We start from the raw sequence: 473 nt of genomic DNA on the forward strand, positions 1-473 counted from the left end.
CCAGACCCTGTGTGCTCGTGGCGTCCCAGATGGCGATGTTGTCCTTCGGGAAACCGCACTGCATGGCCTCGCGCTTGCCCATCTGGTCCGGCACAAGGACGGCCAGCGTCCAGTTGTCCTCCTGTGTCGCGATCATCTTGGCCACGGCCTCGACCAGTTCACGCGGATTCCTGGCAGGGGCATCCGGGCAGCGATGACTGGCGTTCTCCTGCCCGTCGGTCAGTACGAACGTCAGGAAGCTGTGGTCACCGTACAGTTGAGCTGTCTGCGCCAGCTCCCGCTGTGACTTCAGCGCGGCCGCCAGCAGAGCCGTCATTCCGCCGACCCGGTACAGCTGCTTCAGCGACGGCATCCGCAGCACGTCCTTGTCGTAGATGACGCACTCCACCGTGTCTGCGAAGACGTACACCGTGACGCGGGTTTCCTGGTCCAGTTCCCCCGACCGGCGGGCAAGATACGCAATCTGCTGGTCG

Annotated in this window: 1 protein-coding gene; it reads right to left on the reverse strand. The window is 64.1% G+C overall.

Annotated elements, in window-relative coordinates:
• A partial coding sequence (locus tag JK363_RS41645) for a vWA domain-containing protein (protein WP_201883518.1) occupies positions 1 to 473 on the reverse strand: 473 nt, incomplete at both ends.

Source organism: Streptomyces coffeae, assembly GCF_016741875.1.
Classification (GTDB): Bacteria; Actinomycetota; Actinomycetes; order Streptomycetales; family Streptomycetaceae; genus Streptomyces; species Streptomyces coffeae.